This window comes from Streptomyces sp. NPDC021356 (genome assembly GCF_040641015.1).
Lineage (GTDB): Bacteria > Actinomycetota > Actinomycetes > Streptomycetales > Streptomycetaceae > Streptomyces.
In genome coordinates, this window is the sequence record NZ_JBFACU010000001.1 from 102678 (window position 1) to 127990 (window position 25313).

Sequence of the window (25313 nt, forward strand, 5' to 3'; positions counted from 1 at the left end):
TCGACTGTAGACCCCCGCCGCCCCGGCCCGCGCCCCCCTTTCGCGATCGGCGGGTGACCCGGGCGCGTCAGCCGGGCCGGCGGCCGGGGCCCAGGTCGGCGTGGACGGTCGCGGTGCCGTCGGCGATGACGACCTCGGTCGTGAGGGACGGGCGGTCGGCGACGCCGACGGTGTACGTCCCCGGTGTCAGACCGGCGACCCCGTACGTGCCGTCCGCGGCGGACGTGGCCGAGCCGACCGCGTCGCCCCGCTCGTTCAGCACGGTCAGGCGGGCACCGGCGAGGGGCCTGCCTGACTCGGGGTGGCGGACGGTGCCGCGCAGGGCCGCGGCACCGTCCAGCACGATGTCGTGCGGGGCCGTCCGGTTCGCCGCGGTGAGCCGGACGGTGCACGGCCGGTACCCCTCGGCGGACACGATGAGGCTCCAGTGGCCCGGCCCGGGGTCGGGCAGCGTGAAACCGCCGTCCTCGCGGGCCCGGGCGACGTCGTGCTCACGGCCGTGCTCGTCCACGACGGTCAGGGTGGCCCCGGCCGGCGGGCCGTCCGCACCGCCGCGCACGCGGCCCCGCAGGGCGGCCCCGGTGGCCGCGCGGACCGGGCCTGCCGGACGCGGCACGCCGACGGGACCGGCAGGCGCCGGGGCGCCCGGGCGACCGCGGACGAGCGAGGCGGCGGCAGCGGCCAGGGACATGGCGATGGCCAGCGAGAAGACGACGACGAGGCCGTGGTGGAACGGCTGCGCGATCAGGTGCGGGAAGTACTCGCGGCCGGTGAGGTGCGCGGCGGCGGACGGCGAGAGGTGGCCGAGGATGTCCGGCCCGAGCAGGTTCTGGATGGGGTTGTAGCCGAGGAACGCGGCGAACAGGACGCCGACCGGGGGCAGTTCGGCGACCGTGTGGGCGGCGTCCGCCGGGACGCCCTGGGCGGTCAGGCCCGAGGCCAGGGTGTGGGGCAGGGTTCCCGAGAGCCCGGCGACCATGAGCGAGAAGAACACGCCCATGGACAGCACCATGCCGGCGTTCTGGAAGGTGGCCCGCATGCCGGAGGCGGCGCCCCGGGCGTCGGCGGGCACGCTGGACATGATGACGGAGGTGTTGGGCGCCGCGAACAGGCCCCCGCCCAGTCCGTTGAGGAGGATCAGCCCGGCGAAGACCCAGTAGCCGAAGTCGCTGGGCAGGACGAGCAGTCCGGCGAACGACACGGCCATCACCACGAACCCGGACGCGGCGAACAGCCGTGCCCCGAACCGGTCGGACAGCGCCCCGGCCACGGGGCCGGCGAGCAGGAAGCCGATGGTCAGCGGCAGCATGTAGATGCCGGCCCACAGGGGAGTGTCGGCGTAGTCGTAGCCGTGCAGGGGCAGCCAGATGCCCTGGAGCCAGATGATGAGCATGAACTGCAGTCCGCCTCGGGCGACGGCACCGAGCAGGGTGGCCGCGTTGCCGCCCGCGAAGGCGGCGTTGCGGAACAGGCCGAGCGGGAACATCGGCTCGGGCACCTTGGTCTCGACGAGGCAGAACACGCCGAGGAGCACCAGGCCGCCGATCAGTCCGGCCATGACCCAGGGGTTGGTCCAGCCCATGGTGTGGCCGCCGTAGGGCTGGATACCGTAGGTGATCGCGGCGAGCAGCACCGTCAGACCGGCCGCGAAGGTGACGTTGCCCCACCAGTCCATCCGCCCCGGCCTGCGCACACCGGTCTCGTGCAGCGACTTGTACGCCCATACGGTGCCGATCAGACCGATGGGCACGTTGACCCAGAACACGGACCGCCAGTTCCAGGTGACGAGCACACCGCCCAGGACCAGGCCGAGGAACGAGCCCGCGATGCCGGCCACCATGTTGACGCCCAGAGCCATGCCCCGCTGCCGTGCCGGGAAGGCGTCGGTGAGGATGGCGGCGGAGTTGGCCATCAGCATCGACCCGCCGACCGCCTGCACGATGCGCCAGCCGATCAGCCACAGCGCCCCACCGCCGCCGTGGAACGGGTCGAGCGAGAGGACGACCGAGGTGAGCGTGAAGATGAGGAACCCGGCGTTGTAGATCCGCACCCGGCCCTTCATGTCGCCGAGCCGGCCGAGGGCGACCACCAGGACGGCGGTGACGAGCATGTAGCCCATCAGCATCCACAGCAGGTAGCTGACGTTGGCGGGTTCGAGCGGGTCGAGGCGGATGCCGGTGAAGATGCCGGGCAGCGAGATCAGCACGATCGAGCTGTTGATCGTGGCGAGCAGCATGCCCACGGTGGTGTTGGTCAGGGCCACCCACTTGTAGCCGGGGTGGTCCACGCCGATCCACGATCTGCGGCCGCGCTGCTGGACGGTGGTCATCACGTGCTCCCGGTGGGCTGGTGTTCGGGAAGCGGGGACGGTTGCGCGCTTTCCTCGAGCATCCGCAGCACGAGCGGCAGGGCGGTCCGCATCGCCGCCCCGAGGGCCCGCTGGTCCTCGTCGGGCAGGGCGGCCAGCAGCTGGGCCAGTCGGGCGTCGCGGGCCTTCCTGCGGGCGGCCAGGACGGCGCGGCCGGTGGCGGTGAGGGTGATCAGGCTGACCCGGCCGTCGTCGGGGTCGCCGACCCGTGCGACGAGGTCCTGGGCCCGCAGTCGCTGCACCAGCTGGGTCATGGACGGCTGGGTGACGCCCTCGGCCGCGGCGAGCGCGGTCAGCCGGGCCGGGCCGTCGCGTTCGAGCCGGGCGAGGGTGGCGGCGGCGGTCAGACTCAGCTGGCGCCGGTCCGTCAGTGCCCTGATCACCGCCGAGGCCACGTCGGCCAGGGCCCGTGCGGTGTCCTCCGTGCCGGGTGCGGAGTGCGACTGGTCCACGCTTCCTTCGTATCACGCTCCTATATAGGTGTCCTATCAAATGACGGTAAGGAAAGGGGCCGTCACGGCCCTTGCCGCGTCTTCCGGGTGGCGCGGTAGAGCGCCTCGGAGGTGGAGAGCAGCTCGCGCTGCTCCTCCTCGGAGCCCACCATCGGCTGCGATCCGTGCAGCGGCACCTGCGCGCTCTCCGGCAGGAACTTCACGGTCACCAGGCCGATGACACCGGCCAGCATCAGGTAGTAGGCCGGCATCAGGTCGTCCCCGGTGGCGTTGACCAGGGCCGCGGTGACCAGCGGGGTGGTGCCGCCGAACGCGGCGACGGCGAAGTTGAAGCCGATGCCCATGGCGGCGTAGCGGATGGCGGTCGGGAACAGCGCGGGCAGGGTGGCGGCGCTGGGCGCGGCGAAGCCGGCCAGCAGCGTGGAGAGGATGAGCACGCCTGCGACCGGCGGCCAGGTGCCGTGCATCTTGAGCAGCAGGAAGGAGGGGATGGCGAGGACGATCATCGCGGCGGCGGCGACGGCGTAGACGGGGCGCCTGCCGACGTGGTCGCTGAGCCGGCCGATGAAGGTGATCAGCAGCACGATCCACACCATGCCCATCAGCACCAGGAGATCGGCCGAGCTGCTGGAGCGGTGGAGGGTCTCCGTCTGATAGGTGGGCAGGTAGCCGGTCACCATGTAGTTGGTGACGTTGTAGAGCAGCACGATGCCCATGCAGATGAGCAGGGCTCCCCAGTGGTTCTTCACGATGGTCTTGAACTCGCTGCCCGCCGACTTCTGCGCGAGGCTCTTCTCGTGCTCGTCGAGCTGCTGCTGGAAGGCGGGCGACTCCTCCAGCTTGAGCCGCATGTACAGGCCGATGACGCCGAGCGGCCCGGCGATCAGGAACGGGATCCGCCAGCCCCACGAGAGCATCTGGCCGTCGCTGAGCAGGAAGTTCAGCACGGTGACCAGGGCGGAGCCGAGCGCGTATCCGACGAAGGTGCCGAAGTCCAGCCAGCTGGAGAGGAAGCCACGGCGGCGGTCGGGCGAGTACTCGGCCACGAAGGTGGTGGCGCCGCCGTACTCGCCGCCGGTGGAGAAGCCCTGGACCATACGGGCGAGCAGCAGGAGCACCGGCGCTGCGAGGCCGATCGTCCCGTAGCTCGGGATGAGGCCGATGGCGAAGGTGCCGGCCGCCATCATGATCATGGTGGTGGCGAGCACCTTCTGGCGTCCGAGGCGGTCGCCGAGGGGGCCGAAGAAGAGACCGCCCAGGGGCCGCACCACGAACGCGGCGGCGAAGGTCGCGAAGGAGGAGATCACCTGGGCGCCGGGTGAGGCACCGGGGAAGAAGACCTTGCCGATGGTGGCGGCGAGGTAGCTGTAGACGCCGAAGTCGAACCACTCCATGCAGTTCCCGAGGGCGGAGGCCCCGACCGCGCGCCTGAGCAGCGGCGGCTCGACCACCTGCACGTCCTCCTTGCGCAGCGCACGCCTGCTGCGCCGCAGTCTGCGGGTCAGTTCCTCACGGACCTGCCGGGGCAGGTGCGCGACGGTCCCCCGCAGTCGCTCCCCGCTGGAGGGGCCCGTCTGCCCCTCAGGTGTCACGTCCACGACCCGTCACCTCGCCCGTTCACTCGCCTTTTGCCCGCTTTGCACTGTTCGTAATGTATTGGCATTCTGCTGAAGATCGGCAACATGTGTGCTGGGTCGGCTGCCCCGATGCACGCTCTTCACGCACCGCCCGAGTGCGCCGTTTGCGCCCCGCGGCGCCGGTGCAGTGTGTCCTCATGGTGATGAAGCGTGTACTGCGGGTCACGGTCCAGGCTCGCCCGGCGGCGGTGCCGGGCCCCGCCGCCGGGCGGTCGCGGCGGTGTGCCGCAGGGCGCCGTGCAGCTGTTCGCCGAGTGTTCCCCGCGCCGTCACCGCCGGGAGCCGCGGTCGCTTCGCCCGCCGGTTGTCATCGGTCGCAGCAGGCGACCGGCACCGCACGGCTCGTGCGGCCGCGGTCATCGAATGGGGAGGACGCCATGGGTCACCAGCGCAGGTCCGCCGCGCGCACACGAGTCCTGCTGAGCACCGCCGCGGTGCTCGGCGTCATCACGTCGGGCGGGCTGTGGGGCACGGCGCAGGCCGCGGCGCCCGGCCCGGCCGCGGCGGCCACCACCTGGACGACCACCACGGTCGCACCGGGCGTGCAGGTGCGCAGCGCCACCCTCAAGAACCGCGGCGCCGAGCCTCTCTGGACGGTCACCGTCCAGGCCCCCGCCACCGGCCGCCTCAGCGGCTCCGCGACCTGGGCACCGGTGGGAGCGCGGTACTGGGCCGACGCCACCGCCGAGCGGCTGCGGGCGGGCGGCTTCGCACCGCGGGTGGAGAAGGTGTACTGGCCCGCCTACGCCGACACCCCGCACGGCGTGATGGGCCTGCGCGTCAGAGTGGGCACGTACGCCACCGAGGCCGCCGCGCGGAGGGCGGCGCAGGCGGTGACGGCGGCGGGCTTCCACACCGCGGCGGACTGGACGGGCTACGACGCCGACCAGCCCGCCGACCGGCAGAACGTGCACGTCGCCGTCGTCGATCCGCAGCGGTTCCTGGGCACCGTGCAGGGCACCCACGACGGCGACGTGGCCCGGCGCGCGACCACCTCGTCGGTCGCCGCGAAGCTGGGTTCCGTGGTGGGTGTCAACGCGGGGTTCTTCGTCACCTCCGACGCCGACGGCGTCCAGGGCACCCAGTCGGGCATCAGCGCGGACGACGGCGAGCTGCAGTCGATGGCCGCCGGCTCCCGGGCGGCGCTGGTCATCGAGGACGGGGGGCGGCGGGCTCGGGTGGCGGATCTGACGACGACGGTCACCGTGTCCGCCGGCACGTACGGCCACGAGGCCCAGGGCATCAACCGGACGCCCGGACTCGTCCGCGACTGCGGGCGTCCGGGCGCGACGCCCAGCGAGCGGCCCTGGCAGGACGTGACCTGTCACAGCAGCGACGAGCTGGTGCTGTTCACCGACGAGTTCGGTGCGCGGCTGCCCACCGGGCCCGGCGCCCAGGTCGTACTGGACGCGCAGGGCCGCGTGGTGTCGGCCGGCGCCCGGGGCGGCTCCGTCCCGGCGCACGCGAGGGTCGTCCAGGGGATCGGCCCGGCCGCCGACTGGCTCAGGGCCCACGCCCGCAAGGGGCAGCGGATCGAGGTCCGCGAGGACGTGCGCGACACCGCGGGACGGAGCGTACGGCTCGGCCGCGGCGACAGCATCGTCAGCGCCGCCCCCACGCTGGTCAGCCGCGGCCGCACCCGCATCGACGCGGCGGCCGAGGGGGTCGTCGACCCCCGGGACCTGTCCTTCGGCTACGCCTGGGCCAACGCACGCCAGCCGCGCACCATGGCCGGGGTCGACGCGCGGGGCCGGCTGATCCTGGCGACGGTGGACGGCCGCCGTATGGACGGCAGCGAGGGTTTCACCCTCCAGGAGGCCGCCTCGTTCATGCGCTCGCTCGGTGCCGTGGACGCCCTCGCCCTCGACGGCGGTGGCTCCACCGCCATGGCCGTCGACGGGGTCCTGGTCACCAACCCCTCGGACGCGACGGGCGAGCGTGCGGTCGGCGGCACCCTCCAGGTGCTGCTGTCCCGGCCCCGTCCGTGACCCGCGCGGGGGCGGTCGGGTCCGGTCCGCCGGGCCGTCCCCGCGCACGGGCCGAGGCGCGCGCCCGGGTGCGCGCGGCCGGTCAGTCCGCCTGCGGCGCGGCGGGGGCGACGGCCGTGGGGTCCGCGGTCGCGGCCGGCCGGGGCGTGTCGCCGGACGGCCCGGCCGTTCCGGACGCCTGCGCGGGGGCGCCGGGGCCGGGGGCGGGCGTCGAGCGGTGCCGCCGGGCGCCGAGGAACCGGTAGAGCACCGCCGGGACGACCAGGCCCACGATCCAGGAGATGTCCGCGCCGCCCAGCGGGCCGACGAACGATCCGGTGTAGAAGCTCGTGGACAGGAACGGGAACTGGGCGGCGAGTCCGATGCCGTAGACGAGCAGGGCCTCCCAGCGCCAGCCGCCGTAGCGGCCGTTCGGGTCGGAGAGGGCGGGCAGGTCGTAGCGTTCCTTGGAGATGAGGTAGTAGTCGACCAGGTTGACGGCCGACCACGGGGTGAAGAACGTCAGCAGGAAGAGCAGGAAGTCGGCGAAGGAGTCCAGGAAGGAGTTCCGCCCGGCCAGCGCGACGGCCGTGCCCGCGACCATGATGGCGGCGATGTAGGCCGTGCGGCCGCCCCGCGTCAGGACCCGCTGACCGCGGAAACCGCTCACGCTGGTCACGATCGACATGAAGCCGCCGTAGGTGTTGAGCACGTTGACGGTCAGTTTGCCGAGCGCGATGACGAAGTAGAGGAAGGACGCGATCAGGCCCGCGCCGCCCAGGCCCACGACATAGCCGACCTGGTCGTCGAGGAAGGCCGTGCCCGCAGTCGCCGCCACGAGGACGCCGAAGGCCATGGACCACTGGGCGCCCAGCACGGTGCCGGCGAGCGTCCAGCCGAAGGTCGCGCGGGGCGAGGTCGTCCGGGGCAGGTAGCGCGAGTAGTCCGCAACGTACGGCCCGAAGGCCAGCTGCCAGGACGCCGACAGGGACATGGCCAGCAGGAACATCGGCAGCGCGAAGTGGTGCTGGTGGGCTACGTGCCCGAGGTCGATCCGGCTCAGGAGCCGGCCGCCCAGGTAGAGGAAGCTGAGCGCGCACACCACGCTGGCCACCCGGCCCAGCGCGTGGATGACGCGGTAGCCGACGGTCGCCATCACCGCGGTGACCAGCGCGAAAATGATGATGCCGGGCACCGGGCCGAGGTGGGTCAGCTTGCCGACGGCCTGCCCGGCGAGCACCGATCCGCTGGCGAAGAAGCCGACGTACATCACCACGACCAGGGCCAGGGGCACGACCGCTCCGCGCACCCCGAACTGGGCCCGCGAGGAGATCATCTGCGGCAGCCCGAGCCGGGGCCCCTGGGCCGAGTGCAGGGCCATGACGGCGCCGCCGAGCAGGTTGCCGGCCAGCAGGCCGACCAGCGACCAGACCACGTCGCCGCCGAGGACCACGGCGAGGCCGCCGGTGACCACCGTGGTGATCTGGAGGTTGGCCCCCAGCCAGAGAGTGAACTGCGAGAACGCCGTGCCGTGGCGCTCCTCGTCGGGGACGACGTCGATGGAACGTCGTTCCACAAATGCCTGGGCCATTTCCTGCTCCGTCCTGGTAGGCGCCGGACGATGTCGCTTGGCCGGGCGAGCGCTCGGACCGACTGCATATGGCTATGCAGACTATGGGTCGATGAATGGATTGCCAATAGCCTGTCCGCAGATCGGTCCTGGGCGAGGGCCCCGGGCGACCCCGAGCCGCCCCGATCGGCCCCGCTCGCCCCCCGCCGCCTGATCGGCCTCCGGGGACGGGGGCGCGGGGGCGGGTGCCGGCTCCGGGGCGGGCACGGAGGAGGGCTCGGGGGCGGAGGAGGGCTCGGGGGCGGAGGAGGGCTCGGAAGAGGGCTGGGGCTCGGAGGCGGGCGAGGAGCCCGGCGCGGTGATGCGGGCGACCGCGTCCGCCGTCAGCGCCCGGTCGTGCGGCCGGGTGTCCAGCGCGCGGTGCAGGGAGAGGCCTTCGATGAGCGCGTCGAGCTGGCGGACCGTCACGGGGTCGAAGTGCCGTCCCAGCACCCGCCGGCTCGCCTCCATCCAGGCTCGGGTCAGTTCCCGGTAGGCGGGCTGCCGGGCGGCCAGGGTGTACAGCTCATGGGTGAGCACCACGTCCCGTCGGTCACCCTCCGAGATCCGGTGCACGAGATCGGTGACCGCCGCCCTTGCCTCCTGGGGCGTGGTGGCGGTGCCGAGGAACTCCTCGAAGAGGGCGACGACACCGGCGGCGAAGGCGGTGAAGGCCTCGCGCAGCAGTTCGTCCATGTTCTGGAAGTGGTACGTCATCGACCCGAGGGGGACGCCCGCGCGGGCCGCGACCTTGCGGTGCGAGGTGCCCGCCACCCCCTCTTCGGCGATGAGGTCCAGCGCCGCCGCGATGATCCGCTCGCGGCGGCGGGGGTCGACATGTCCGGTCGCCACCGGGCCCCCTAGAGGGCGCGGGTCACCCGGGCGGGGTTGCCCACGGCGACCACGTCGGCCGGAATGTCCTTGGTGACCACGGCACCGGCCCCGACGACGCTGTTGTCGCCGATGCTCACTCCGGGCAGCACGATCACGCCGCCGCCGAGCCAGACGTTGTCCCCGATCGTGATCGGGCGGGCCGCCTCCAGCTTGTCACGGCGGGGCTGCGGCTCCAGGGGATGGACGGGCGTGAGCAGCTGGACGTTCGGACCGATCTGGCAGTCCTCGCCGATCGTGATCGGGGCGACGTCGAGGGCGGTGAGGTTGTGGTTGACGAAGGTCCTCGCGCCGATGCTGATGTGGCTGCCGTAGTCGACACAGAGCGGCGGCCTGACGTGGGCGTCCGGGCCGAGGCTGCCGAGCAGCTCCTCGATCAGCGGCCGGGCCGCGTCGACGTCCTCGGCGTAGGCGGCCTGGTACGCCGCGGTCAGGCGTACGGCACGCTGCGCCTGGCGGGCCAGGTCCGGGTCGTCGGCGATGTAGAGGTCACCGGCGAGCATCCGCTCCCGGTTCGTACGGGGATCGCCGGCGAAGTAGTCCATGCGTACGATCGTACGCCTCCGAAGTGTACGTCCGTACGCACGCCGGCGGACGAGCCCGGCGCCACTCCCCCGGGGGGCAGCGATGCCGCGCTCCGGGGTCCGGGTCCGGAGTCCGGAGCCCGGTTCAGGCGCCGCCGCAGGAGGCGCGGACCTTCAGTTCCGGCAGCAGTTCGACCCGGTGGACCGGCAGGGCCGCTCCGTGCCGCAGCCGGCGCAGCAGCAGGTCGACGGCCGCGGCGCCGACGGCCTTCTTGGGCGGGGCCACGGCGGTGAGCGGCGGCGCCCCCAGGGCCGCGAAGACGTCGTCGTAACTGATCAGCGCCAGATCCTCGGGCACGGCCAGACCTCTCGCACGCAGCAGGGCCGGAAGCTGGATGGCGTCCTGGTCGTTGTGCACGAGCGCGGCCCGCACGCCCTTCTCGACGCCCTCGGCGAGCTTGCGGCTCACCTCCTCCGGAGCCGTGGCGGGGTCGTCGATGTCGATCACCGGCCGCGGCGTCAGCTCCAGCGACTCACACGCCTCGGCGTAGCCGCTGCGCACCTTCATCGCGGTCCAGGTGTCGCGGCGGGCGGCGAGGGCGACCGTCTCGTGGCCCAGCTCGGCCAGGTGGCGCAGGGCGAGCAGGACTCCGTGGTGGTGGTCGGAGCTGACGGAGTCCAGCTCCGCGGCGGGGGTGCCGGCGGCGGCCCGGCGTTCCACCAGCACGGTCGGCACCGGCAGTTCGTTGAGCCAGCGCCGGTCCTGGGTGTTGTTCGTGGACATCCAGTTGGGCGTGAGCATGAGCCCCTCCGCGCCCGACCTGAGGAGCTGTTCGGCCTGGACGCGGTCCGAACCCGGGTCGTAGGAGGAGATGCCGAGCACCAGATGCGCTCCGGCGTCGGCGGCGGCGGCACGCGCCCCGGCGATCACTTCGTCGAAGTACTGGCTGACAGTGTGGCTCACGGTGGGCACGATCAGGCCCAGGGTGCGGGCGTCGGACGGCACACCGGAACGCTCCTCGGGGACCGAGACCGAGCCGTGCGCGCGGCGCAGCAGGCCGGCTTCGGCCAGGGCGGCGACATCACGGCGTACCGTGACCGCAGGCAGGTCCAGGCGGTCCGCGAGGTCCGTCACCCGGACCGTGCCGAGCTTGCGGAGGATCTCGAGGATCCGCGTCCGGCGCTCGTCCGCCGCGATCGACATGGCGGTCCCTTTCTCAGTGGTCCGACTCTCTTTCCAGGATATCATTCGATCTCAAATTGATCTAGTGCTCATTACTTGGCCACTCTTGTCGTTCCGATCGCTCCGTGACCGATATTCGATCGAGTGGTTCATCCGTATTGACTCGGCCACCGGTCTCCGCGTCTCCAGTCCTGGCCGTCGCAGCCGGTACGACCTGCCGCTCGGCGACCACGACGCGACGGTCCAACCGCCTCAGGGCGGGGGCCGCGACTACCGGGGTGCGCCGGTCTCGTCCACGGCCGAGCCCGGCCGCGGCGCGTACGACGGCCCCGGGCTGTGACCGGCGGCCGTCGGCCCCGGCCCCTGCCGCGCCGCCGGCCGGACCGCGCCGGCGGTGACGGTGACGCCGTCCGCGTGGAACAGCGCCTCGCAGCCGCCGCCGGGCCGGTCGCAGCCGTCGGGCCGGCCGCCGCCGGGCCAGTGGACGAGCAGCCGGTGCCCCTGCGGCACGGCCTCGGCCTCGATCGTCACGGCGATCGGCGCGGCGGTGTCCGTACCGGTCAGCCGCATCGCCGAGACGAACAGGCACTCCTCGCCGGTGACCGTGCCGGTCAGCACCGGGAGCGCCGCGGAGGGCCCGAAGGCGGTTCCGGCGGGCACGTCCCGCGTCCGCGCGGTGTGGAATCCGTGCAGCACGACGGCCTCGGACAGCAGCGCGGGCCCGCCGGTCCGCTCGGCGCGCACGTGCGCCCGCCCGTCCGTGCGGGTGGTGCGCACCGTGTGCCCGGCCACGGCCCATCCGGTGTGCCGTACCCCGGTTCCGGCGGCGGCTCCCCGGACCAGGTGGGCATGGACCTCGAGGTCGCCCGAGACGAGCACCAGGGAGGTGACGGCGACGCCGGGCAGTTCGGCGCCCGCGATCCGGGGGCGGTGCGCGGAGGCGGCCCAGCCGTGGCCCGCGCCGAGCGGGTGGATCGGGCCGCGGTCGCCGGCCTCGCCGCCGACCAGCAGCGTGAAGTGGTTGTCCAGGGTCCCCTCGAAGACCGGCCGGTGGCGGTGGAGTACGCGAGGCGGGCGTACAGCGGATCGTCCGGCAGCACCTCGTCGGCCGGCTGGTCGTCGCTGCCGTGGTTGTGCAGGCGCACCAGCCCGTCCGCGGCGGTGGACTGGACCAGCCAGCCCGGCGCGGGCAGCACGAGGACGGTGTCGGCCCGCTCGGCCGGGGCGGGTTCCTCGGTGGCGGTCCACACCGGGTGGTCCGGCGGCAGCAGCAGCCCGAGGAAGCCCTTGCCCGCCCAGTACGGCGAGGCGGGACCCGAGTACGGCTGCACCAGCGGCGGGCAGGGGCCGTACCAGCCGAGCGTGAGGAGGCCGTCCCCGTCCACGGCGCCCCGGTCGAGGAAGTGGCGCAGGGCGCCGGAGGCGAGGCGCCGCGTGGTGCCCGGCGTCAGCGGGGTCCGGTCCGTCAGGGCGCCGGCCCACAGCGCGGCGGCCGAGGCGAACCGGGAGATGAGCGAGCGGCCCTGGTGCAGCGGGGCGCCGTCGGAGCCGAAGGTGTGCGCGTACTGGCGCAGATGGGCGGCGAGCCGGGTGCCGTAGCGGTCGAGCAGGCCCGTGTCGCCCGACAGGTGGGCGTGCAGGACGGGGTAGAGGTGGAAGGCCCACCCGTTGTAGTGGTCGACGGCGCGCGGCCGGCCGTCGGTGTACCAGCCGTCGCCCAGGTACCACCGCTCGATCCTGCCCAGGCCCTGCTCCACGGCGCGTTCGGCGGCCTCGGTGTGATGGCCCGCCTCGGCCAGGAATCCACCGACGGTGACCTGGAAGAGCCACCAGTTGTTGTCGACCGGGGTGTGGTGGAGGGCGCCGGCGAGCCAGTCGGCCGCGCGGGCGCGGGTGGGTGCCGGGAGGCGGTCCCACAGCCACGGGCGGGTCAGGCGCAGGGCGAGCGCGACCGAGGCCGCCTCCACCATGGCCTGCCCACGGTCGGCGACCGCCGGCCAGGCCACCGGATCGCGGCCGGTCAGTTCCCTGTCGGTCGTGGGGGAACGGGTGCCGGCGGTCAGTCCCTCGGCGTACCGGTCGAGCAGTCCCCGTGGGCCCCGGCCGCCGGCACCCGCGACGCGGAACGCGGCCAGCAGGAACGTGCGGACGTACCCCTCCAGCGCGTCCGAACGCGGACCGGACCGACTCGGGCGCGGGCCGGGCAGCGCGATCAGGGCGTGCCCCGGGCCGGCGTGCCGCAGCGCGGCGCCGAGCAGCCGGTCCGCCGCCGTCTCCCAGTGGGCGCGGGTCCAGCCGGTGTACGGGCTGAGCGTGCGGTCCTCGGGCGGGAAGGGCGGAAGGGACATGTCGACGGCTCCTGGCTCGGGATGCCGAATCTAGGAGACTGTCCGATCGATCGTCAATGCTGTTGATCGAATGATCCGCCATCGCGGCGCCGGTGTCATGAAATACGCAGCATATGCCCATCCGCCCCCCTCCTCCATCTGATCAGGTTCGATCGTTCGATCGATAGGTATTGACTTCGATCGGATGTGTTCCCAAGATGTGCCTACCCGGGCCCGGCGGCCACGGAGTCCGGCAGGCCTCGTCGCCGCCGGTTCCCACCGGGCACCTTCCACCCGTCACGTCCCCAGGAGCCGAGCCATGTCCGCTGCCCCCGCCCGCAGTCGCAGAGCCCTCCGCGCCGCCGCCGCGCTCACCGCCGCCGCCCTGTCCGCCACCCTCCTCGCCGCCTGCGGCGGCGGTGGCGACGACGGGCCCTCGGCCGGTGCGGGCAAGGCCGTGGACATCACGTTCTGGGGCTGGGCCAAGGGGACCAAGCAGGTGGTGGACGCCTTCAACGCCTCCCACAAGGACGTCCACGTCAGCTACGAGGAGATCCCCTCCGGCTCGGCCGGCGGCTACGCCAAGCTGTCGAACGCCGTGAAGGCCGGCAACGCCCCCGACGTCTTCAACGTCGAGTACCCGCAGCTTCCCGACTTCGTCAGCCAGGGCGCCGTACAGGACATCAGCCAGTACGTCGACTCCGCTCTGAAGAACAAGTACCTGCCGCAGGCGGTGCAGTTGACCACGCTCGGCGGCGCCACGTACGCCCTGCCGCTGGACGCCGCCCCACAGGCCTTCTACTACCGCAAGGACCTGTTCGCCAAGGCCGGCGTCAAGGCGCCCACGACCTGGGACGAGTTCCGCTCGGCCGCCGAGAAGCTGAAGAAGGCCGAGCCGGGCAGCCGCATCGCCACCTTCTTCCCCGACGACCCGACCACATTCGAGGCGATGGCGTGGCAGGCCGGCGCCCCCTGGTTCGGCACGGCCGGCGACACCTGGCAGGTGAGTCTGGAGGGGGCCGGGACCCAGAAGGTCGCCGCCTACTGGCAGAAGATGATCGACGACGATCTGGTCCGGGTGGAACCCTCGTTCAGCCAGCAGTGGACGGCCTCCTTGCAGAAGGGGCAGACCGCCGGCTACCTGGGCGCCTCGTGGGGCGGCGGCGTGCTGAAGGCCACCCTCCCCAAGGACCAGGCCGGCAAGTGGGCCGTCGCCCCGCTGCCCTCCTGGAACGGCACCCCGGCCAGCGGCATGCTCGGCGGCAGCACGTTCGCCGTCTCCAAGGACAGCAAGAAGGCCAAGGCCGCCGTGGAGTTCGCCACCTGGGCCACCACCACCGCCCAGGGCATCCAGGCCCGGATCTCCTCCGGCGACTCCTCGGCCTACCCGGCCGACCCCGAGCTGGTCCCGGTCGCCGCGAAGGCCTTCTCCACCGAGTTCTACGGCGGCCAGGACATCTACGCCGTCTACAAGAGCGGCGCGCGCTCCATCGGGCAGAAGTGGACCTGGGGACCGGCGATGGGCGTCACCAACAACTCCCTCAAGGACTCCTTCGGCAAGCTCGCCTCCGGCTCCGGCAGCATCGCCCAGGCACTGGCCACCGCGCAGAAGGACACCGTCGGCGAGATGAAGACCCGCGGCCTGAAGGTCTCCGCGCGATGACACCGACCGCTCCCACGGCAGCCCGCGCGCATCCCGCCGCGCCCTCCCGTACCGCTGCCGCCCGGCGGCGGCGGTACGGGGCGCCCGCCGTCCTGCTCGCACCGTTCTTCCTGCTCTTCACCGCCGCCACCCTGGTCCCGATCGGCTACGCCGTCTACCTGAGCCTGTACGCGGAGCACCGTTCCGGCCTCGGCTTCGGCGGCAGCGAGACCGTCTTCACCGGCCTCGGCAACTACACCCGTGCCCTGGGCGACAGCGCCTTCCGCGGCGGCTTCCTCAACCTCCTCCAGTACTGCCTGCTGTACATCCCGCTGATGATGGCCCTCGCCCTGGCCCTCGCCCTGCTGCTGGACTCCGCGCTGGTGCGGGCGCGCCGCTTCTTCCAGCTCGCGCTGTTTCTGCCGCACGCCGTGCCCGGCACCATCGCCGCGCTGGTCTGGGTGTACCTCTACACGCCCGGCATCAGCCCGGTCATCGGCGCGCTGAACTCCCTGGGCGGCCGGACCGACCTGCTGGGCCACCCGTTGCCGGCCGTCGTCAACATGGCGGTGTGGGAGTGGACCGGCTACAACATGGTGATCTTCTTCGCCGCACTGCAGGCCATCCCGCGCGAGGTCCTGGAGGCCGCCGTGGTCGACGGCGCCGGACCGCTGCGCACCGCGCTCAGCATCAAGCTCCCGCTGATCCGTTCCTCGCTCACGGTCGTCGGCCTGTTCACCGTCATCGGCTCGCTGCAGCTGTTCACCGAGCCGGTGATCCTGCACGGCGCCACGCCCAGCGTCGTCTCCACCTGGTCCCCCAACATGTACGCCTACACCGCGGCCTTCGAGCGGCACGACTACGGCCTGGCCGCCGCGTCCTCCGTCCTGCTCGCGCTGGCCGCCGCCGCGCTCTCCTTCGTCGTCACCCGCGCCACCCGCGGCCGGGGCGAGCGGGCCCGGTCCCAGCACGCCACGGAGGCCGCCGTATGACCACCGCCACCGCACAGCCCGGTGCCGCCCGCGGACGCGGCCGTCCCTGGTCGCTGTCCCGGACCGCCGTCAACGGCGCCCTGGTACTGGCCACCGCCTACACCCTGCTGCCGCTCGGCTGGCTGCTGACCGCCGCCGCCAAGAACACCGGCGACCTGCTCGGCGGCCGTGCTCTCTCCCCCTCCACCTGGCACCTCGGCGCCAACCTGCACGCCCTCGTCACCACCGGCGACGGCATCTACTTCCGCTGGTACCTCAACTCCCTGCTGTACGCCGGGATCGGTGCCGTGCTGTGCGCGCTGGTGTGCGTGTGCGCGGGATACGCCTTCCACGTCTACGCCTTCCCCGGCAAGGAGAAGCTCTTCGGCCTCGTCCTGCTCGGCGTGCTGGTGCCGACCACCGCGCTGGCCCTGCCGATGTACCTGCTCGCCTCCAAGGTGGGCATCGTCAACACCTTCTGGGCCGTCTTCGTCCCCAGCCTGGTCAACCCCTTCGGGGTCTACCTGGCACGGGTCTTCTGCGCCGGATACGTGCCGGGCGAGGTGCTGGAGGCCGCCCGCATGGACGGCGCCGGTGAGCTGCGGACCTTCTGGTCGGTGGGTCTGCGCATGGTGATGCCCGGCTTCGTCACCGTCTTCCTGTTCCAGTTCACCGCCATCTGGAACAACTTCTTCCTCCCCCTGGTGATGCTTTCCGACAACCGGCTCTTCCCCGTCAGCCTCGGCCTGTACAGCTGGAACACGCAGACCCACGCATTCCCCGAGTACTACCCGCTGGTCGTCACCGGCTCCCTGCTCGGCATCGTCCCGCTGGTCATCGCCTTCGTCGCCCTCCAGCGCCACTGGAAGGCCGGCCTCACCGCAGGAAGCGTCAAGTGACGTCCGCCCCTGCCGCACACGTACCGGAGAACCGAGTGTCCAACCCCCCCGACAGCCCCTTCGCGCGGCCGGACACGGCGCCCCGCGCTCACCGGCGTCCGCGCACCCTGCTGGCCATGCACACCGACCTCGCCGCCCGGCTGATCGACCCGGCCACCCTGACCCGGCTCACCACGCTCGCCGACCTCGACCCCGCCCTCGTCGTCGACGACTTCGCCGCCCCGCGGGCCGCCGCCGCGCTGCGCGAGACCGAGGTCATCGTCAGCAGCTGGGGGTGCCCGCCGCTGGACGAAGCGGTCCTGGACCGGGCGCCCGCGCTGCGAGCCGTCATCCACGCGGCCGGTTCGGTCAAGCACCACGTCACCGAGGCCTGCTGGCGGCGCGGGATCCAGGTCACCTCGGCGGCCTGGGCCAACGCGCTGCCGGTCGCCGAGTACACCGTGGCCGTCGTGCTGCTCGCCAACAAGCAACTCCTGCGCATCCGGGACGACTACCGCACCCGGCGCGCCGACCACGACTGGCAGGCGGCCTACACCGGCGCCGGCAACTACCGGCGCACGGTCGGTGTCGTCGGCGCCTCCCGCATCGGCCGCCGGGTCCTGGAACTGCTCCGCCCCCACGACCTCGACCTGCTGTTGCACGACCCCTACATCGGCACCGCCGAGGCCGCCGCGCTCGGCGCCCGCGCGGTCGAGCTGGACGAGCTGTGCGCGGGCAGCGACGTGGTCACGGTGCACGCGCCCGAGCTGCCCACCACACGGCACCTCATCGACCGCCGCCGCCTCGCCCTGTTCCGCGACGACGCCACCTTGGTCAACACCTCCCGGGGCTCCCTCGTCGACCAGGACGCGCTCGTCGCGGAACTGCGCACCGGCCGGCTCAACGCGGTCCTGGACGTCACCGTCCCGGAAGTCCTGCCCGCCGACTCGCCGTTGTACGACCTGCCCAACGTCCTGCTCACCCCGCACGTCGCGGGCTCCCTCGGCGGCGAACTGCACCGCATGGCGGCGGCCGCCGCCGACGAACTGGCCCGCTACACGGCCGGCCTCCCCTTCGCGCACGCCGTCCGCCGCGAGGACGCCACGCGCTCGGCCTGACCCGGCCGGGGCCGAGGGCGCGAGCGTAGGAAGCGGCCGAGCGGCCGGCCCTGACCGCCGGACCTCCGGACCACGCAGTCCGCGCGGCGCACCGACGCCCGACGCGTCGTCACCGACGCATCGTCAACAGCGCCCCGCCAAAAGGCCGGCGGGCGGGCCGGGGCGGGTCCGCCCGCCCCGGCCGCCCTCGACGCACGCCTCCCTCCCCGGCGCCTGCACCCACTCTTGACGAGTACACGTACAGGCCGAAGAATGAGCGCCGCTTCTGACAACGTTGTCCAGTTGCTCGCGGAGAGGGGCTGACGCCCATGAGATGGATCCAGCGCATACGCGGCGCGGGAACGGCCGTGACCGCGGCCGCACTCCTCGGCGCCGCCCTGGCCGCGCCCACCGCCCAGGCCGCCACCGCCCGGAACGCGCCGCTCACCGATCTCGTCAACCCGTTCATCGGGACCGAGAACGAGGGCAACACCTATCCCGGCGCGGCCGTGCCCTTCGGGATGGTGCAGTTCTCGCCGGACACCGGGCACAACACCGGGTACGACCACTCCCAGAACCACATCCGGGGCTTCTCCCTCGTCCACCTCTCCGGCGTCGGCTGCGGACTCGGCGGCGACCTGCCCGTGCTGCCCACCACCGGCGACGTCACCGAGACCGACTACGCCAAGTACCAGGCGGAGTTCAGCCACGACACCGAGAAGGCGAGCCCCGGCTACTACAAGGTCGGGCTGAAGAACGGCATCGACGCCGAGCTGAGCGCGACCGCCCGCACGGGCGTGCAGCGCTACACCTTCCCGGCCACCGACAAGGCCAACGTCCTGCTCGACGCGGGCCAGTCACTGCACCGCACGCTCTCCACCAAGGTCGAGGTGCTCGACAACCGGACCGTGCGCACCGCCATCACCGGCAGCGGCTTCTGCCAGGACACCAAGCCGTACACCGTGTACACGATCACCCGCTTCGACCGGCCCTTCACCGCGTACGGCACCTGGGACGGCTCCACCGTCACCGCCGGGTCCCGGACCGGGCAGGGCGGGGCGTACGTCCGCTTCGACACGACCAAGGACCGTACCGTCGAGGCGACGACGGCCCTGTCCTACGTCGACGCGCACGGTGCCGCCCTCAACCTCCGCGCCGAGGGCGGACGTTCCTTCGACAAGGTCCGCAAGGCCGCACAGCGCGCCTGGGAGGACCGGCTCGACGACGTCCGGGTGCGGGGCGGTGGCGACACGCTCCGCCGTACCTTCTACTCGTCCCTGTACCGGTCCTTCCTCGCGCCCAACGTGGGCAGCGACGTCGACGGCCGCTACACGGGCTGGGACCAGCGCGTCCACCGCGCACGGGGTTTCACCTACTACCAGAACTGGTCGCTGTGGGACACCTACCGCACCCAGTCCCAGCTGCTGTCGCTGCTCGCGCCGCGTGAGGCGCGCGACATGGCGATCTCCGTCATCCACATCGACGAGGAGAGCGGCTGGCTGCCCAAGTGGGGCTACGGCACCGTCGAGACGAACATCATGACCGGCGACCCGGTCACCCCGTTCCTGACCAACGCCTACCAGCAGGGCCTGCTCAAGGGCTACGAGGACCGCGCCTACCGCGCCCTGAAGAAGAACGCCGACGGCGTGCCGCCCGCCGACTCCCCGGCGGTGGGCCGCGAGGCCAACAAGGAGTACCTGGCCGAGGGCTTCGCGCCCTACATCAAGGGCCGCCCGCACGCCAAGCCCGGCGACTCGGACTACGACCACGGCCCGTCCGCGACGCTGGAGTACGCCCTGTCGGACGCCATGCTCGCCGAGATGGCCCGTGGCCTCGGCCATGACGCGGACGCGGCGCGCTATGCCGCTCGGGCGCAGAACTACCGGAAGATCTTCGACGCCTCGACCGGTTTCTTCCGGGCCCGCGACGCCTCCGGCGCCTTCACCGGGCCGGCCGACCCCGCCCAGAGCGAAGGGTTCCACGAGGGCACGGCCTGGCAGTACCAGTGGCTGGTGCCGCAGGACCTGCCCGGCATGATCGGCCTGATCGGCGGCAAGCAGGCGGCCAACGACCGGCTGGACTCCTTCTTCGCCTACGACCGGCTGGTGAAGGACCCCGCGAAGACCGCCCGCGAGGTGTGGGTGAACGGCCCGTACGACTACTACAACGCGGACAAGTACAACCCGCAGAACGAGCCCGACCTCATCGCGCCCTACACGTACCTGTCGACCGGACAGCCGTGGAAGACGACCGACGTGGTGCACGCCGCCCTGACCCTGTTCACGGACACGCCGACCGGCATGACCGGGAACGACGACCTGGGCACGATGTCCGCCTGGAACGTGCTCTCGTCGATCGGCGTCTTCCCGGTGCAGCCCGGCTACGACACCTGGGGCCTGTCCACCCCCGTCTTCGAACGGGTCGACCTGACCCTCGACCGGCACTACTACCCGCACGGCGCCCTCACGATCACGGCGCCCGGCACCTCCGACACCCGGCACTACGTCCAGTCGGCGCGCGTCGACGGCTCCGCCTACGGGCGCACGTATCTCACGACGGGCGACCTGCGGCACACACGGTCGCTGGCGTTCACCGTCGGCGCTGAGCCCTCGGCCTGGGGCACGGACGCCCAGGCCGGTCCTCCCCCGCTGAACTGACCGCTGCGGCGGCCCCGTTCGCAGAGGCCGCACCCGGCCCGGTGGCGCACCCGCCCGCCACCGGGACCGGGCCCCGGCCCCGGCCCCTGGCGACGTGCCGCCCCGGGCCCGGGGTCACTTGCTCACGGCGAAGCGCATCAGGGCGTGCTCGTCGCCCTGCTTGATCTTGCCCGTCACATTGATCACCTCGAGCTTCCACGAGCCGCCCGCCCGCACCGCCTTGGCCACGGCGCAGCCGTTGTCCTGGGTGAGCAGGCTGGGCCAGATGTCGGCGACCTGCTGGCTGGTCCCGCCCGTGGCGTCGTACACCTTGAAGCTGATGTTGCGGGCCTTCTGGAAGGAACTGCCCTTCTTGAAGGCGGCGGCCACGAACACGATCGAGGTGATCTGCTGCGGGATCCGGGCGAACTCCACCGTCACCGTCTCGTCGTCGCCGTCGCCCCGCCCGGTCTGGTTGTCCCCGCTGTGCACCAGCGAGCCGTTGCCCATCGGATCGAGCGAGTCCAGACCGGCCAGGCGCACCGGGTCGCCGCCCTGCATCGCGACGGCGATCAGGTCCAGATCCGTACCGGTCTTGCGGCGCAGCATGCCCATCACGCCGCCACTGGCGCCCGCCGTGGGGTCCCACGACACTCCGATGGACAGATGGGTGACACCGTCCAGGTCCGCCGGGCCGTCTTCCTTCGTCAGCGTAATCATCCGTTGATCATCCTCTGGTCATGGGACTTGCGACACCCAAAGTGTGCCTGGGGTGTCCGGCACGCTCCACGGCGGGTCCGTCCTGCGCCCGTTCGCCCGGAAATCTCCCCGGGTCCCGAACCGGCCTTTCCGTCGGCGGGGCGCCGCAGGAGCGGCGGCCGGGGAAAAGCGGATGCGGGGGGACTTCGGTCCGTGTCAGGCTCCGCCGGTGAATCGTGCTCAGATCTCCCTGCTCGCCCATGCCGACCACCCGATCGCCGCCCCGCTCGACGACGACTCCGTCCGCCTGCTGCTGGACCGGGTCCTGCCCCACGTGGACGCCCGGGTGCTGGACCTGGGCTGCGGCGGTGCGGAGTGGCTGCTGCGCGCGCTCGCCGCGCGCCCCCGGCTGCGCGCCGAAGGGGTGGACGTCTCCGCCGACGCCCTGGCCCGCGCCCGTGAGGCCGCGCACGCCCTCGGCGTCCAGGACCGCCTGGTGCTGCACCGCGAGGACGCGGCCGATTTCGCTCCCGCGCACACCTTCGACGTGGTGCTCAGCGTGGGGGCCACGCACGCCTTCGGGGGCCTGCGCGCCACTCTCGCGGCAGCCCGCAGGCACCTGGCGCCGGGCGGACGGGTCCTGATCGGGGACGGGTTCTGGGAACGGGCGCCCTCCCCGGAGGCCGAGGAGGTGCTGGGGGACCTCGGCGACCTCCCGTCCGTCATGGACACCGTCGCCGCCGGCGGCTGGACCCCCGTCGGCGGGCACATCAGCGCGCGCGGCGAACTGGACGCCTACGAATGGGCGTGGACCGGATCGCTGGGCTCATGGGCCCTGGACCACCCCGCCGACCCGGACCGCGACCAGGCCCTCGCGGCGGCCGGCACCCACCGTGACGAATGGCTGCGCGGCTACCGGGACTGCTTCGGCTTCGTGTGCCTGGTCCTGCGTCCGACGTCCGGATGAACCGGCGAACCGGGTGAACCTGCGCGCGGAGGGACCCACGTCCGGACGGCTCGGCGTGCGGGCGGACCGGCGGCCGGGCGGGGCGGTGCCTCAGTCGAGCCGTCTGCAGCGCAGGAAGAGCTGCACCTCGGGCGGTGCCCCGGCACCGTCAGGGGTGTGGGGCGCGTACGAGCGCGAGGACTCCTCCACGACTTCGAAGCCGGCCCGCTCCACCACCGCGCGCAGATCGCCCCGCGGATAGCCGGAGACCCGGATGGTGCGGCCGAGGAACGGCACGGGGAGATCGTCCGCGTCGGCCTCGACCATCGCGAGCGCGAACAGGCCTTTGGGAGCGAGCAGTTCACGGACCGAGGCCAGCGCGGCCGGGATCTCCGCCCGGCCCAGCATGAGCAGGGAGAAGAAGGCCGCGACCGCGTCGAACCGCCCGAGGCCGACGGGACCGTGGGGACCGATGTCCGCGATGTCGGCCTGGTGGAACCGCGCTCCGGGCACCCGCGCACGGGCCAGCGCGAGCATCCCGGCCGACAGGTCGACGCCCACGACGTCGAGGCCCGCCCGGGTCAGCCGCCGGGCCGTGGGTACGCCCGTGCCGCACCCCAGGTCCAGGACCCGGGCCCCGGCGGGCAGGGAGGCGATGAGCCAGTCGGTCGCCGCGATCTGCCCCTCCTTGTGCGGGAAGGCGGCGTCGTAGCTCTCGCCGATGGAGTCGAAGGCCTCGGCCTGCCCCGTACGGTCACGCGGCGGCACGCCGTGGCCGCAACCACCGGTGGGACCGCTCATGCGATGTCTCCCCCTCGCGCCTGGTCGTGTGCCGTGCGGAGCGTCCACCGGCACGCACGGTGTGACGTTACCGTCCGGGCGGGGGCCGCGGGAGGTGACCGCAGCACACCGCGCGGACCGCGGCCGGGGCCACGGTCCGCGCGGTGCGGGCGGTGCGGGTGGTGCAGGTGGTGCCTGCGGTGCGGGCGGGGAGGTGGGCCGCCGGGGCGTCAGTGCACGCGGGCGACCTCGTGCAGCGCCTTGGCCAGACCGTTGGCCCACAGCTGGTTCACACGGGAGCGCTCGGTGGCGTTCGGGTAGCGGTTGGTGCAGGACGGGCCGGGGCCGCCGCCCGACATCAGCTCGCTGCACGGGCCGCTGTAGTGGTCCGGCAGCCCCAGCACGTGCCCGGTCTCGTGCGCGACGACGCGGATCGAGTCGTACTGCTGGTTCTGCGAGTAGTCCAGGAAGATGTAGCCGCTGCCGTGGCCGTCGGTGGAGGCGTAGGAGCCGTTCGAGGGGTCGTTGCCCTCGTAGTAGGAGAAGTCGCCGCCGCCCGAGGTCGCCGCCAGCTTCACGTTCGAGACGGAGCTGTTCCAGATCGAGGCGGCGCTCGATATCTGGGAGCGGAAGCTCGGTGCCTGGGAGGCGTTGTAGTAGACGGTCACCGACTTGAGGTTCGGGTGGGCGGCCTGCTTCTCGGCGACCGACTTCATCACGGCGTCGAAGAACGCCTGGTTGTCGGCGGCGTGTCCGGCGGAGCCCGTGTACCGGGCGACGGGGGCCTTGGCGGAGGAGGCGACGGCCGGGGCGGTGCTCTGGGCGGCGCTCGCCGGCATCGCGGTGCCCAGCGCGGCGGACGCCAGGCCGAGGCCGAGCGCGAGGGCCACGAGTCTCCTGGAGGACTTCGGGGACTTGGCGGTCGTGGAACGCGACATCATGGGGGGCTCCTACTCGTTCGTCGTGGGGTGTGAACGATCGGTTGCGCATGAGTCTCGGGCAGGCCGACGCCCGGGGGATGATGGCAACTGGGGATAGCCCGGAGCTATCGGCGGCCGACTCGTACGGTTCCGTCGGTATTTGAACGTCTGGTGCGGTGCGGCCGCACCGCCCTACGCTCCCCCTCATGGAGCTCGAGGTGAGGCATCTGCGCGTGCTCTGCGCCATCGCCGACACCGGCAGTCTGCACCGGGCGGCACGCGAACTCGGCGTGGCACAGCCCTCGTTGAGCACGCAGCTGCGCCGGATCGAGCACGCGCTCGGCGGTCAGCTCTTCGTCCGTGCGCGCACCGGCTGCCGGCCCACCCCGCTGGGCCACGCGGTGCTCAGCCGGGCCCGCCCCCTCGTCAGCGAACTGAGCGCGCTGGTCACCGAGACCCGGGCGGCGGCCGCCCGCGCGTCCGGCGGCCCCCGCCTGCGCATCGGCGCCACGGCGAGCCGTGCCCTGCCGGGCTGGCTGCGAAGGCTGCGCGCCCGTACGCCCCGGACGGAACCGACGCTGCAGATGGACGTCTCCGCGAACTCCCTGCTGGCCATGGTCGCCTCGGGCCGGCTCGACATGGCCTTCGTGCACGAGGTCGAAGGCAGTCCGCTGCGTGTGCCGCCCGGGCTCCGCGTGCGGGTGCTGGTGGAACGCGAACCGCAGTTCGTCTCCCTCGCCGTCGACCATCCGGCGGCGGCGCGCCGCGAGGTGCGGCTCGGCGATCTCGCGGCGGACCGCTGGATGGTCGACTCCACGGTCGACGGCGAGTGGGACGCCCTGTGCCGGGTGCTGCGCTCAGCGGGGCTGCAACCCGACATGCTGCACGGCGACTACCTCACCGCGTACTCCCTGGCCGCCACCGGTGAGGTGGTCACCGTCAGCCAGCCCACCGCGCGCCCCCGTTCGGACCTCGCCATCCGTCCTCTCCAGGGCGACCCGATCGGTGTGCGGCTGCTGCTCGCGGCCCGCACGGAGGCCGAACTCGACTGCGGTTACGCGGAGTTGGAGGAGGCCTACTGGGAGGCGGCGTTCCAGGCGCCGGCGTACCGCGAGTGGCTGAGCCGGACGGGCGCTCCCGCCGCCGGCGCCGTTCCCCCGCCACCGCCCGCGCGGAGCGCGGCCCCCTGTACGGAACAGCTCACCGGTCGGCGGGTCCCGGCCCGCTGACGCCCACCGCGTCCGGGCCCGCGAGCCCGGACGTCCTGGCACGCACGGGCACCGGCCGCCGCGGCGCGGCTAGCGCTCTGCGGCGGCCCCGGTCGCCCCGGTCGCCCCGACGGCGAGCGTGTCGCGCATCGCCCGGGCGGTGCCGACCGGGTCGTAGTCCTCGGGGACGCCCGGGACCAGGATGATATCGCCCTCGATGTGGCGGGAGCGCAGGGGCGCGATCTCCTGGTAGGCGGCGGAGTCCCACCAGGCCCGCGCCTCCTTCATCCCGGGGAACCCGATGACGACGACGTGCCCGGGCCAGGCGCCCTCCTTCACCTCGTGCCCGCCGGCATGCACCAGGAAGCGACCGCCGTAGGGCGCGAAGGTGGCGGTGATGCGCTCGATGTACTCGGCGATCTCCGGGTGCGGGGCGGCGTCGCGCAGGTGGCCTATGACGTAGGCGGGCATGGCGTCCTCCGGTCGGTGGGGCGGGCTGCGGTGCGTACGCGGTGATCCTCGCACCGGGGCGGGGAGGCGTCGATGACCTCTCGGGTAAGCACCGCTCAGGGCGGCCG

18 protein-coding genes and 3 pseudogenes are annotated in these 25313 nt (G+C 72.9%); 8 read left to right on the plus strand and 13 right to left on the minus strand.

Going from position 1 to position 25313, the window contains the following annotated elements; all coding sequences use genetic code 11:
- Window positions 1–67 precede the first annotated feature (67 nt).
- The 4 genes and pseudogenes from AB0G56_RS00465 to AB0G56_RS00480 all read right to left on the minus strand — a co-directional run bounded on the left by AB0G56_RS00465 (window position 68) and on the right by AB0G56_RS00480 (window position 4418).
- Complete coding sequence (locus AB0G56_RS00465; protein ID WP_360962201.1) at window positions 68–616, minus strand: carboxypeptidase-like regulatory domain-containing protein; 549 nt, start codon at window positions 614–616, stop codon at window positions 68–70.
- 33 nt (window positions 617–649) lie between these two features.
- Window positions 650–2329, minus strand: a pseudogene (locus AB0G56_RS00470) (MFS transporter); the annotation flags it as partial.
- Entirely contained in the window at window positions 2329–2820 is a 492-nt protein-coding gene (locus AB0G56_RS00475; protein WP_360961303.1) for a MarR family winged helix-turn-helix transcriptional regulator, read from the minus strand. The pseudogene AB0G56_RS00470 and the gene AB0G56_RS00475, both read right to left, overlap by 1 nt.
- Before the next feature lie 62 nt (window positions 2821–2882).
- The gene (locus AB0G56_RS00480; RefSeq protein ID WP_360961306.1) at window positions 2883–4418 is read right to left on the minus strand and encodes an MFS transporter; all 1536 of its coding nucleotides are present in this window, start codon (window positions 4416–4418) and stop codon (window positions 2883–2885) included.
- 416 nt (window positions 4419–4834) lie between these two features.
- Here AB0G56_RS00480 and AB0G56_RS00485 point away from each other — a divergent pair, with 416 nt between their 5' ends.
- Window positions 4835–6445, plus strand: a complete 1611-nt coding sequence (locus AB0G56_RS00485; protein WP_360961309.1) for a phosphodiester glycosidase family protein — start codon at window positions 4835–4837, stop codon at window positions 6443–6445.
- Window positions 6446–6527: 82 nt separating this feature from the next.
- On the opposite strand, the gene AB0G56_RS00490 is transcribed toward AB0G56_RS00485, so the two are convergent.
- The 5 genes and pseudogenes from AB0G56_RS00490 to AB0G56_RS00510 all read right to left on the minus strand — a co-directional run.
- On the minus strand, window positions 6528–8015 hold the full coding sequence (locus AB0G56_RS00490) for a cytosine permease (RefSeq protein ID WP_360961312.1): 1488 nt from the start codon (window positions 8013–8015) through the stop codon (window positions 6528–6530).
- Window positions 8016–8345: 330 nt separating this feature from the next.
- Window positions 8346–8885, minus strand: a pseudogene (locus AB0G56_RS00495) (TetR family transcriptional regulator); the annotation flags it as partial.
- 8 nt (window positions 8886–8893) lie between these two features.
- Window positions 8894–9469, minus strand: coding sequence for a sugar O-acetyltransferase (locus AB0G56_RS00500; protein WP_360961315.1), 576 nt, complete (start codon window positions 9467–9469; stop codon window positions 8894–8896).
- Window positions 9470–9593: 124 nt separating this feature from the next.
- Window positions 9594–10652 (minus strand): substrate-binding domain-containing protein, encoded by a 1059-nt coding sequence (locus tag AB0G56_RS00505; protein ID WP_360961318.1) that lies wholly within the window; start codon window positions 10650–10652, stop codon window positions 9594–9596.
- A gap of 534 nt (window positions 10653–11186) precedes the next feature.
- Window positions 11187–12979 (minus strand): annotated as a pseudogene (locus AB0G56_RS00510) (DUF2264 domain-containing protein); the annotation flags it as partial.
- A 298-nt stretch (window positions 12980–13277) separates the two neighbouring features.
- Here AB0G56_RS00510 and AB0G56_RS00515 point away from each other — a divergent pair.
- The 5 genes from AB0G56_RS00515 (at window position 13278) to AB0G56_RS00535 (ending at window position 20203) form a co-directional block, all read left to right on the plus strand.
- Entirely contained in the window at window positions 13278–14621 is a 1344-nt protein-coding gene (locus tag AB0G56_RS00515) for a sugar ABC transporter substrate-binding protein (protein ID WP_360961322.1), read from the plus strand.
- The gene (locus tag AB0G56_RS00520; RefSeq protein ID WP_360961325.1) at window positions 14618–15592 is read left to right on the plus strand and encodes a sugar ABC transporter permease; all 975 of its coding nucleotides are present in this window, start codon (window positions 14618–14620) and stop codon (window positions 15590–15592) included. The genes AB0G56_RS00515 and AB0G56_RS00520 overlap by 4 nt, the downstream gene beginning before the upstream one ends.
- Window positions 15589–16470, plus strand: a complete 882-nt coding sequence (locus AB0G56_RS00525; RefSeq protein ID WP_360961328.1) for a carbohydrate ABC transporter permease — start codon at window positions 15589–15591, stop codon at window positions 16468–16470. The genes AB0G56_RS00520 and AB0G56_RS00525 overlap by 4 nt, the downstream gene beginning before the upstream one ends.
- 116 nt (window positions 16471–16586) lie before the next feature.
- Complete coding sequence (locus tag AB0G56_RS00530) at window positions 16587–17567, plus strand: hydroxyacid dehydrogenase (RefSeq protein WP_360962204.1); 981 nt, start codon at window positions 16587–16589, stop codon at window positions 17565–17567.
- Window positions 17568–17875: 308 nt separating this feature from the next.
- Window positions 17876–20203: a GH92 family glycosyl hydrolase gene (locus AB0G56_RS00535; protein WP_360961331.1), complete on the plus strand. Its 2328-nt coding sequence runs from the start codon at window positions 17876–17878 to the stop codon at window positions 20201–20203.
- Window positions 20204–20317: 114 nt separating this feature from the next.
- Here the strand turns inward: AB0G56_RS00535 and AB0G56_RS00540 are convergent, their stop codons facing one another.
- On the minus strand, window positions 20318–20902 hold the full coding sequence (locus AB0G56_RS00540) for a TerD family protein (protein ID WP_360961334.1): 585 nt from the start codon (window positions 20900–20902) through the stop codon (window positions 20318–20320).
- Between the two features lie 208 nt (window positions 20903–21110).
- Here AB0G56_RS00540 and AB0G56_RS00545 point away from each other — a divergent pair, with 208 nt between their 5' ends.
- Window positions 21111–21848 (plus strand): class I SAM-dependent methyltransferase, encoded by a 738-nt coding sequence (locus AB0G56_RS00545; protein ID WP_360961337.1) that lies wholly within the window; start codon window positions 21111–21113, stop codon window positions 21846–21848.
- Between the two features lie 90 nt (window positions 21849–21938).
- On the opposite strand, the gene AB0G56_RS00550 is transcribed toward AB0G56_RS00545, so the two are convergent.
- Window positions 21939–22628, minus strand: coding sequence for a class I SAM-dependent methyltransferase (locus tag AB0G56_RS00550; RefSeq protein WP_360961340.1), 690 nt, complete (start codon window positions 22626–22628; stop codon window positions 21939–21941).
- 209 nt (window positions 22629–22837) lie between these two features.
- Window positions 22838–23548, minus strand: a complete 711-nt coding sequence (snpA, locus tag AB0G56_RS00555; RefSeq protein ID WP_360961343.1) for a snapalysin — start codon at window positions 23546–23548, stop codon at window positions 22838–22840.
- 185 nt (window positions 23549–23733) lie between these two features.
- On the opposite strand from snpA, the gene AB0G56_RS00560 reads away from it, so the two are divergent.
- Window positions 23734–24756 carry a LysR family transcriptional regulator gene (locus AB0G56_RS00560; RefSeq protein ID WP_360961345.1) on the plus strand — a complete coding sequence of 341 codons (1023 nt, stop codon included), beginning with the start codon at window positions 23734–23736 and terminating at the stop codon, window positions 24754–24756.
- A 69-nt stretch (window positions 24757–24825) separates the two neighbouring features.
- Here the strand turns inward: AB0G56_RS00560 and AB0G56_RS00565 are convergent, their stop codons facing one another.
- The gene (locus AB0G56_RS00565) at window positions 24826–25206 is read right to left on the minus strand and encodes a DUF1330 domain-containing protein (protein ID WP_360961348.1); all 381 of its coding nucleotides are present in this window, start codon (window positions 25204–25206) and stop codon (window positions 24826–24828) included.
- Window positions 25207–25313: the final 107 nt, after the last annotated feature.

What these genes read in the sequence shown, in the direction of transcription:
- AB0G56_RS00485 (WP_360961309.1), top strand. Translation starts at nt 4,835, where the DNA reads ATGGGTCACCAGCGCAGGTCCGCCGCGCGCACACGAGTCCTGCTGAGC.
- AB0G56_RS00490 (WP_360961312.1), bottom strand. Translation starts at nt 8,015, where the DNA reads ATGGCCCAGGCATTTGTGGAACGACGTTCCATCGACGTCGTCCCCGAC.
- AB0G56_RS00500 (WP_360961315.1), bottom strand. Translation starts at nt 9,469, where the DNA reads ATGGACTACTTCGCCGGCGATCCCCGTACGAACCGGGAGCGGATGCTC.
- AB0G56_RS00505 (WP_360961318.1), bottom strand. Translation starts at nt 10,652, where the DNA reads ATGTCGATCGCGGCGGACGAGCGCCGGACGCGGATCCTCGAGATCCTC.
- AB0G56_RS00515 (WP_360961322.1), top strand. Translation starts at nt 13,278, where the DNA reads ATGTCCGCTGCCCCCGCCCGCAGTCGCAGAGCCCTCCGCGCCGCCGCC.
- AB0G56_RS00520 (WP_360961325.1), top strand. Translation starts at nt 14,618, where the DNA reads ATGACACCGACCGCTCCCACGGCAGCCCGCGCGCATCCCGCCGCGCCC.
- AB0G56_RS00525 (WP_360961328.1), top strand. Translation starts at nt 15,589, where the DNA reads ATGACCACCGCCACCGCACAGCCCGGTGCCGCCCGCGGACGCGGCCGT.
- AB0G56_RS00530 (WP_360962204.1), top strand. Translation starts at nt 16,587, where the DNA reads ATGCACACCGACCTCGCCGCCCGGCTGATCGACCCGGCCACCCTGACC.
- AB0G56_RS00535 (WP_360961331.1), top strand. Translation starts at nt 17,876, where the DNA reads ATGAGATGGATCCAGCGCATACGCGGCGCGGGAACGGCCGTGACCGCG.
- AB0G56_RS00540 (WP_360961334.1), bottom strand. Translation starts at nt 20,902, where the DNA reads ATGATTACGCTGACGAAGGAAGACGGCCCGGCGGACCTGGACGGTGTC.
- AB0G56_RS00550 (WP_360961340.1), bottom strand. Translation starts at nt 22,628, where the DNA reads ATGAGCGGTCCCACCGGTGGTTGCGGCCACGGCGTGCCGCCGCGTGAC.
- snpA (WP_360961343.1), bottom strand. Translation starts at nt 23,548, where the DNA reads ATGATGTCGCGTTCCACGACCGCCAAGTCCCCGAAGTCCTCCAGGAGA.
- AB0G56_RS00560 (WP_360961345.1), top strand. Translation starts at nt 23,734, where the DNA reads ATGGAGCTCGAGGTGAGGCATCTGCGCGTGCTCTGCGCCATCGCCGAC.
- AB0G56_RS00565 (WP_360961348.1), bottom strand. Translation starts at nt 25,206, where the DNA reads ATGCCCGCCTACGTCATAGGCCACCTGCGCGACGCCGCCCCGCACCCG.